Origin of the sequence: Maribacter sp. (assembly GCF_039968975.1) — a bacterium.
Classification (GTDB): Bacteria; Bacteroidota; Bacteroidia; order Flavobacteriales; family Flavobacteriaceae; genus Maribacter.
On sequence record NZ_JBDVOT010000107.1, the window covers coordinates 1 to 5,638 of the forward strand.

General features: G+C 34.2%; 7 protein-coding genes. 5 read left to right on the plus strand and 2 right to left on the minus strand.

Annotation, left to right across the window (positions count from 1 at the left end; genetic code table 11):
* Positions 1-256: 256 nt before the first annotated feature.
* Together ABJI11_RS07345 and folP are read right to left on the minus strand one after the other, a co-directional pair.
* Positions 257-1,042: a diadenylate cyclase gene (locus tag ABJI11_RS07345; RefSeq protein WP_036152587.1), complete on the minus strand. Its 786-nt coding sequence runs from the start codon at positions 1,040-1,042 to the stop codon at positions 257-259.
* A 54-nt stretch (positions 1,043-1,096) separates the two neighbouring features.
* Positions 1,097-1,921, minus strand: a complete 825-nt coding sequence (gene folP, locus ABJI11_RS07350; RefSeq protein WP_348350821.1) for a dihydropteroate synthase — start codon at positions 1,919-1,921, stop codon at positions 1,097-1,099.
* A 103-nt stretch (positions 1,922-2,024) separates the two neighbouring features.
* Here folP and ABJI11_RS07355 point away from each other — a divergent pair, with 103 nt between their 5' ends.
* The 5 genes from ABJI11_RS07355 to ABJI11_RS07375 are packed head-to-tail and all read left to right on the plus strand — an operon-like array spanning position 2,025 to position 5,617.
* Positions 2,025-2,573, plus strand: coding sequence for a DUF1599 domain-containing protein (locus tag ABJI11_RS07355; protein ID WP_348350823.1), 549 nt, complete (start codon positions 2,025-2,027; stop codon positions 2,571-2,573).
* 8 nt (positions 2,574-2,581) lie between these two features.
* Positions 2,582-3,679, plus strand: coding sequence for a BT_3928 family protein (locus tag ABJI11_RS07360; RefSeq protein WP_348350825.1), 1,098 nt, complete (start codon positions 2,582-2,584; stop codon positions 3,677-3,679).
* A gap of 40 nt (positions 3,680-3,719) precedes the next feature.
* Entirely contained in the window at positions 3,720-4,469 is a 750-nt protein-coding gene (tpiA, locus tag ABJI11_RS07365) for a triose-phosphate isomerase (RefSeq protein ID WP_348350827.1), read from the plus strand.
* Positions 4,470-4,484: 15 nt separating this feature from the next.
* Positions 4,485-5,321, plus strand: coding sequence for a 50S ribosomal protein L11 methyltransferase (prmA, locus tag ABJI11_RS07370; protein WP_348350829.1), 837 nt, complete (start codon positions 4,485-4,487; stop codon positions 5,319-5,321).
* Between the two features lie 20 nt (positions 5,322-5,341).
* The gene (locus ABJI11_RS07375) at positions 5,342-5,617 is read left to right on the plus strand and encodes an ATP-dependent Clp protease adaptor ClpS (RefSeq protein WP_276492222.1); all 276 of its coding nucleotides are present in this window, start codon (positions 5,342-5,344) and stop codon (positions 5,615-5,617) included.
* Positions 5,618-5,638 lie beyond the last annotated feature (21 nt).

Consider the following 5,638-nt stretch of genomic DNA (forward strand, 5'->3'; position numbering starts at 1 on the left):
AACTTCAATAGTAATAGCTCACAGGTTGGCTACTATTAAAAAAGCCGATAAAATTATTGTGATGGATGCCGGTAATATTGTTGAAACGGGCACACACAAACAACTGCTTAAAAAAGGGGGTTACTACAGTAATCTTTATGAAGCTCAGTTCTTAGCTGAAGAGATAGCATAATTATAATGCTATTTTTTGAAAAGATCGTAGCCTCCACAATCAGAGCAATAATGTTTAAAATGTTTTGGCAGTTCTTGCAATTCATTACACCAAATCTTGCTTAATCATATTACCTAACTGGGTAATGGAGTCGTAAAGGACAAATTCTCCATTTTTAATGTAAGAGATAAGTCCGGTTTCTTCGCTGACTACTATACTTATTGCATCGGTCTTTTCGCTAATACCTACAGCTGCTCTATGTCGTAAACCAAAACGTAGCGGAATATTACGCTCGTTAGATACTGGTAAAATTACTCTTGTGGCAACTATATAATTACCTACAATAACAGCTGCTCCATCATGAAGTGTACTGTTCTTGTAAAAGATACTTTCTAAAATAGGTTGGTTGATTTCAATATTCATACGGTCGCCCGTGCTTTTAATGAAATCTAATGAGTTGTTTCTTTCAATTACGAGAATGGCTCCGGTTTTACTACTAGCCATTTTTTCACAGGCTTTTAATATGGCATCTACATCAGTATCAGTTGATAAACCTTCTTGCTTTAAAAATTTAAAATGCTTTACAAAGTTTCTCTTATTAGCGAAATTGGTAGAGCCGATCATTAAAAGGAATTTTCTAATCTCTTGCTGAAAAACGATGATCAATGCAATAAGACCTACTTGCATAAAAGCACCAACCATACTGCTAATCATTTGCATATCTAGCAATTCGGTCAATTTCCAAAAAGCCCAAACTATAACAATCCCAATAAAAATATTAATGGCAACAGACCCTCTAACAAGTTTGTAGATGTAATAAAGAAGTACGGCAACAAAAATGATGTCTAGAACATCCGTAATCTTAAAGTCAATAAAATTTAAAAAATCCAATCGGTACCGTTTTAGTAAAATTAAGAAATTAGTTGACAAGAAATTAATATAAACTTAGGCATTTAAATGTTCATAGAGTTTTACACATTCTATAGCTTCTTTAACATCATGAACTCTTAAAATTTTAGCTCCTTTCTGTAAGCAAACCATATGTAGTGCCGTAGTGCCATTTAATGCTTGGTCCGCAGTTGTATCTAATGTTTTATAAATCATTGATTTTCTGCTAACACCTGCTAAAATTGGATGTTCCATATTATTCATGATCTCCATTTGATTTAAAAGCGTATAATTCTGTTCTAGGTTTTTGGCAAAACCAAAACCAGGATCTATGATGATATCTTTTATTCTTAAAGTTTTAGCTGCCAGTAATCTTTTGGAAAAGAAATAAAGGACCTCTTTTAAAATATCTTCATAATCTGTCTGTTGTTGCATATTTTGTGGTGTACCGCGCATATGCATCATAATGTACGGTACGTTCAATTTGGCAACGGTATTAAGCATATTATCGTCTTGCAATCCCGCAGAAATATCATTGACTATGGCAGCGCCTTTCTCTATACATGCTTTGGCAACGTTACTTCTAAAAGTGTCAATTGAAAGTATAGCTTTTGGAAAATTCTTTAAAATCAAATCAACTATTGGGGTAATTCTTTTTAATTCTGTTGCCTCATCAACTTCTAAAGCGCCCGGTCTTGAACTGTAGGCGCCTATATCAATAAAGCTAGCACCTTCGTTAAGCATTTTTTCAACCTGATGTAAAATGCTTGACTCGTTTTTATATTTTCCGCCATCAAAAAAAGAATCAGGAGTAACGTTTAAAATGCCCATAACCTTGGGCTTGTGAAGTGATATAAGTTTACCGTTGCAATTTATGGTCATTGTCAATTTTTAGATGGAATATGCGGCATTTTCCAAGTTTAAACCATCTATCTTGATGGTTACAATTTTTTAAGCGAAATTTACACAAATTAGATAGAATTACATGCTAGATACGGCAAAGGAATACGATGAGGTCATTCAGGTTTGTTTAAACCTGTACCAGAAAAAAATGTCAGATTACGGTAGTGCTTGGCGCATTTTACGTTTGCCATCATTAACGGATCAAATTTTTATAAAAGCACAACGTATACGTGGTCTTCAAGAAAATGACGTACGTAAGGTAGATGAAGGTGAAAGATCTGAGTTTATTGGAATCATCAATTATTCTGTTATGGCTTTAATTCAACTTGAATTAGGTGTTGCCGATCAACCAGATTTAACAACAGAAAAAGCTGTTGAGTTATATGCCAAGCATGTGAAAATTACCAAAGAACTTATGTTGAACAAGAATCACGACTATGGTGAAGCTTGGCGAGATATGAGAGTGAGTTCACTTACAGATTTAATTTTACAGAAACTGCTTCGTGTTAAGCAAATAGAGGATAATAAAGGCAAAACCTTGGTGAGTGAAGGTATAGATGCCAATTATCAAGACATGATCAATTATGCAGTTTTTGCATTAATACATCTAGGTTCAGAATCAGAAAAATAATAATAAGAATGAAGTATTTAGTAGGGGTCGTTAGAATTTTTGTTGGTATTCTTTTTATTATAAGCGGATTTATAAAACTGAACGATCCTGTTGGTTTTTCTTTTAAGCTAGAAGAATACTTTAGTCAAGGCGTTTTGGATTTACCTTTTTTAACTCCGTTCGCATTAGCTATTTCTATTTTAGTTGTAATAGTAGAGGTAATGGTAGGGGTAATGTTAATTTTAGGTTACAAGCGTAAAATTACTATTTGGACATTGATTGCGATGATTGTATTCTTTACGTTCCTGACTTTTTACTCTGCTTATTTTAATAAGGTTACCGATTGTGGCTGCTTTGGCGATGCAATAAAGTTGACGCCTTGGGAGTCTTTTACAAAAGATGTAGTGCTATTGGTTCTTATATTGATTATTTATGTCGGTAGAAAATTTATTACACCTCTAGTAAATTCAAAAGCGTTGATGACGGCTCTAGCGGTATCATTTTTCGCCTGTATCGGATATGTTTATTATGTATTGAATCATTTGCCTGTAATTGATTTTAGACCTTATGAAATAGGGAAAAATATTGAAGAAGGTATGAGCACGCCAGAAGATGCTCCAAAAGCTATTTTTGAGTATAAATGGAAATTCAATGTAAACGGTAACGAAGAAATTCATGTAACTACAGGAGATTATCCTACTGTAAACGGAGATTTTGTTGATGTAGAAACAGAAGAAATTCAGGCTGGTTATGAACCACCTGTTCATGATTTTACCATAGAGCAAGAAGGTGAAGATTTTGCAGCTTCATTATTACAAGAGCCTAAATTGGTTATGGTAATCGCATATGATTTAAGAAAATCAAACTTAGAAGAGTTCAAGAATATAAAGTCTGTGGCAGATAAGGCAATAAAAGCTGGCTATAAGGTGATTGGCATGTCAGCATCTGGTCCTGATCAAACAAATGCCTTGATAAAAGAGTATAATCTAGATTTCGATTTTTACTTTACTGACGAAACTACGTTGAAAACTATTGTAAGATCTAATCCGGGAGTTTTGGTTTTGAAAAAAGGTACCATAAAGCAAAAGGTGCATTACAACGATATAGAAGATTTAATTTTCAATTAAAATTGAAAACCTAAATAATATAATTAATAACAGAAACAACATGAGAGCAAAGATAGTAGCAGGTAACTGGAAAATGAATAAGAATTTGGCTGAGACCGAAACACTTTTAGCGGAGTTATCGGCAAAGTTGCCAGATACCAATGCAGAAGTTATGGTAGCACCAACATATGTAAATTTGACTAGTGCAGTTCATGCTTTAGAAAGTTCTAAGATTGAGGTTATAGCTCAGAATATGCATTATGCGGAAAGCGGAGCTTTTACAGGTGAGATTTCTGCAGATATGTTATTGAACATCGGTATTGATACTGCCATTATAGGGCATTCAGAAAGAAGAGCTTATTTTGGAGAGGATGATGAAATTCTTTCAAAAAAAGTTGCAACTGCCTTAGGAAAAGGTATACGTGTTATGTTTTGCTTTGGTGAAGAATTAGAAGATCGTAAATCTGGTAATCATTTTAAACTGGTTGAAAGTCAGTTAAAGAATGTTCTTTTTGATCTAGAACCATCTGCATGGTCTAAAATTGTCTTGGCATACGAGCCGGTATGGGCAATTGGTACAGGTGAAACGGCTTCTCCTGAGCAAGCTCAAGAAATGCATGCTTTTATACGTAAAACTATTTCAGAAGCTTTTGATGCTACTATAGCAAATAACGTAACCATTCTTTACGGTGGTAGCGTTAAACCAGGTAATGCAGAAGAAATTTTCTCAAAGCCAGATGTTGATGGTGGTTTGATCGGTGGAGCATCTTTAGTTGCAGACGATTTTATTGCTATTATTAAAGCTATTTAAGCATAGTACTTATAAATGAGCGATACAGTATATATTGAATACCGTTTTACGGTAGAACCAAAAGATCCAGCTTCAGACCTTCTAATTGCAGAATTGGGTGAAGTCGGTTTTGAAAGTTTTGTTGAAGAAGAAGATGATGTTTTGGCATATATTCAAAAAACGGAATGGTCTGAAGGTATTTTAGAAGACCTTCCAATTTTACAAAACCCTAGATATAAATTTTCATTCGATTATAAAGAAATTGAGCAAGAAAATTGGAACGCTACTTGGGAGCAAAATTTTCAACCTATTATAGTTGATGATATTTGTATGATCAGGGCTCCTTTTCATGAAGCTATCAATGTTAAGTATGATATTGTAATAGAACCAAAAATGAGTTTTGGTACAGGTCATCACGAAACTACGCACATGATGCTGCAGCACATTTTACAGTTAGATGTAAAAGGTAAAACAGTTCTGGATATGGGCAGTGGTACCGGGGTTTTAGCAATTCTTGCTGGTATGCGGGGCGCTACTGAGATAGATGCCATTGATATTGATAATTGGTGTTATTTGAATGCCAAAGAGAACGTTGCGCGTAATAAAATGGATTTCATTTCTGTGTATGAAGGCGATGTAGCGTTGCTTGAGGGCAAGAAGTATGATTTGATAATCGCCAATATCAATAGAAACATTTTATTGGCAGATTTACCTAGCTATGCAAAATCATTAAATACTGGTGGTGTTTTATTGTTAAGTGGTTTTTATACTGAGGATTTAGAAATGATTTCACAAAAATGCACTGATTTAGCGTTAAAGTTCGAAAAAAACCTTGAACGCAATAATTGGGTTGCCGCAAAATATGTAAATTAGAAGGTATTAATTGGAATATGATGAGCACAAGAGAAGAAGTTTCCGAAGAATTACTTTTAGAAGAAGAAACGGTTCAACAGAATGAAATCGTTCTTTTTAATGATGAGGTCAATACTTTTGATCACGTAATAAATACATTAATGTCTGTATGTGAACATTCGCCAGAACAGGCAGAGCAGTGTTCTTTAATAGTACATTACAAAGGTAAGTGTACCGTTAAGACCGGTGAATATGAAGAATTGAAGCCAAAATGTTCTAAATTGTTACAAGCGGGACTTAGTGCAGAGATTGTTTAAACTAAGTTTTGTTTACTAGAA